Genomic DNA, 2,444 nt, shown 5'->3' with positions numbered 1-2,444 from the left:
GGGGGGATGAGTGAGGTGGGCTGGGACGGTGCCGGAACGGCGCGGGGACGATGGCGTACCGACGGCGAAACGGGGGCGTACCGACGAGGGCACGGGCCCGTGTCGGCGTGGGGTGGCTGCGTATCCCCCTGGGGCGGCGGCGTATCGACGGTGGAACGTCCGCGTGCCGACCTCGAGTTGGCGCCGTGTCGCCGTCCCCGGGACAGCTGCGTACCGACGACAGAACGGCCGCGCACCGACCACGAAACGGCACCGTATCGTCGCCGGGACGGCCGCGTATCGACGATGGGACGGTCGCGTCCCCACCGCGAATCGGCGGCGTACCGACCGCGAAAGGGCGGCGTATCGCCCCCGGAGCGCCCCCCGTACCGACGGCCCGACAACCGCAGCCCGACGCAACATCGGTCGCGGAACGACGCGACAGCAGCCGCACCCCGACGGCGGCGCGACCACGAATCGACGCCCAATGGGTCGATCCCACCCCCACCGGACGGAGGAGTCATGAGCCGACCTGAACAGGCGGGTACCGACCGGGAGTCGAGCGTTCCCCTGCTCGCCGACCTGGAGGCACGCGCGCGCCGCGCACCCGCGCGCGGCCCCGAGGACGGCGTGATCGTCTGCGACAACCTCGTCCGCGTCTACCGCACCGAAGAGGTCGAGGTGCAGGCCCTCCAAGGGCTCGACCTGACCGTCGCCGAAGGCGAGTGCGTGGCCCTCGTGGGCGCGTCCGGCTCCGGGAAGTCGACGCTCCTGTCCATCCTGTCCGGCCTCGACCTGCCCACCGCGGGACGAGCCCGCGTGGCCGGGCACGATCTGCTCGCCATGCGGCGGCGGGAACGGCTCGGCTACCGCCGTGCCACCGTCGGCTTCGTCTGGCAGCAGACAGGCCGCAACCTGCTCCCGTACCTCACCGCCCAGGAGAACGTCGCGCTGCCCATGAAGTACGCCCGGGTGCCACGCCGCAAGCGGCAGGAGCGCGCGGCCGAACTCCTCGGCACCCTCGGGCTCGCGTACTGCCGCGACCGCCGGCCATCCGAGATGTCCGGCGGTGAGCAGCAGCGGGTCGCCGTGGCGGTCGCCACCGCCAACGCGCCCCGGGTGCTGCTCGCCGACGAACCGACCGGCGAACTCGACACCGCGAGCGGCGAGGACGTCTTCGCCGCACTGCGCCGCGCCAACGAGGAACTGGGCGCGACGGTTCTCGTCGTCACGCACGACCCGCAGGTCTCCGAGCAGGTACGCCGCACGGTACGGATCCGCGACGGGCGCACCTCGACGGAGACGCTGCGGGGAGGGGAGCGGGAGTTCGCCGAGGAGTTCACGGTCCTCGACCGCGCCGGTCGGCTCCAGCTGCCACGCGAGTACGTCGAGCGGTACGGGTTGCAAGGACGGGTCCGGCTGACCGGCGAGAGCGACCACGTCGGCGTCTGGGCGGCGGACCGGCCCACCACCCGGACATCGGACCGGCCCGCCGCCCCCACACCGGACCGGCCCGCCACGCCGGATCCCGTGGAGGAATAGCACCTCGTCCATTGCCCGCCCGCACGGCGGTGACGAATACTGGCGCGGAACACAGGAGCGTACGGGGGGTTGGGCATGACACAGAGCGCGAGCGGCGCCACGGAGACGATGGCGGCCGGGGCCGGTGACGGTGCCCCGATGGTCGTCGTGGACGGGGTGCACCGTTCGTACGGCAGCGGGGCAGCGGCCGTGCACGCACTGCGCGGGGTGTCGTTCAGCGTGCCGCGCGGCGAACTCGTCGCCCTCAAGGGACGTTCGGGCTCCGGCAAGACCACGCTGCTCAACCTGGTCGGAGGCCTCGACGCACCCGACGGCGGCACGATCACCGTCGACGGCCTCGACATCGGCTCCCTCGGTGAGAACGGACGGCTCGCGCTGCGCCGGGACCGGATCGGTTTCGTGTTCCAGTCCTTCGGCCTGATCCCGATCCTGTCCGCGGCCGAGAACGTCGGCGTACCGCTGCGGCTGCGCAAGGCCGACCCCACCGAGCGCGAGGAGCGGGTCGAGCTGCTGCTCTCCCTGGTCGGCCTCGCCGAGCACGGCAAGCAGCGCCCCGGCGAGCTGTCCGGCGGCCAGCAGCAGCGCGTGGCCATCGCCCGCGCGCTCGCCAACCGGCCGGCCTTGCTCATCTGCGACGAACCCACCGGCCAGCTCGACGCCGAGACCGGGCACGCGGTCATGGAACTCCTTCGCGCGGTCGTCCGCAGCGAAGGGGTCACCGCCCTGGTCGCCACCCACGACGCGGCGATGCTGGACCTCGCGGACCGGGTCCTCGAGCTGAGCGACGGCGAGATCGTCGAGGGCGACTGACCACAGGCACCTGACCAAGGCCGACCGAGCCCTGGCCAGCGCGTCGACCCCCGCCCGTCGCGTACGGCCCGACCAGCCGCGCACGGGCCCGCCCCATCAGAATCCCGTCAAAG

The 2,444-nt window shown here is 73.1% G+C and carries 2 protein-coding genes; both read left to right on the top strand.

The annotated features are described in order from the left end of the window. Positions 1–501: 501 nt before the first annotated feature. Positions 502–1,521, top strand: a complete 1,020-nt coding sequence (locus G6045_RS40285; protein WP_165337209.1) for an ABC transporter ATP-binding protein — start codon at positions 502–504, stop codon at positions 1,519–1,521. 75 nt (positions 1,522–1,596) lie between these two features. Then, positions 1,597–2,331 (top strand): ABC transporter ATP-binding protein, encoded by a 735-nt coding sequence (locus G6045_RS40280; RefSeq protein ID WP_165337208.1) that lies wholly within the window; start codon positions 1,597–1,599, stop codon positions 2,329–2,331. The last annotated feature ends 113 nt before the right edge of the window (positions 2,332–2,444 follow it).

Origin of the sequence: Streptomyces mesophilus (assembly GCF_011044995.1) — a bacterium.
Taxonomy (GTDB): domain Bacteria; phylum Actinomycetota; class Actinomycetes; order Streptomycetales; family Streptomycetaceae; genus Streptomyces; species Streptomyces mesophilus.
This window is presented reverse-complemented; position numbering and strand designations above follow the sequence as displayed.

What these genes read in the sequence shown, in the direction of transcription:
- G6045_RS40285 (WP_165337209.1), top strand. Translation starts at nt 502, where the DNA reads ATGAGCCGACCTGAACAGGCGGGTACCGACCGGGAGTCGAGCGTTCCC.
- G6045_RS40280 (WP_165337208.1), top strand. Translation starts at nt 1,597, where the DNA reads ATGACACAGAGCGCGAGCGGCGCCACGGAGACGATGGCGGCCGGGGCC.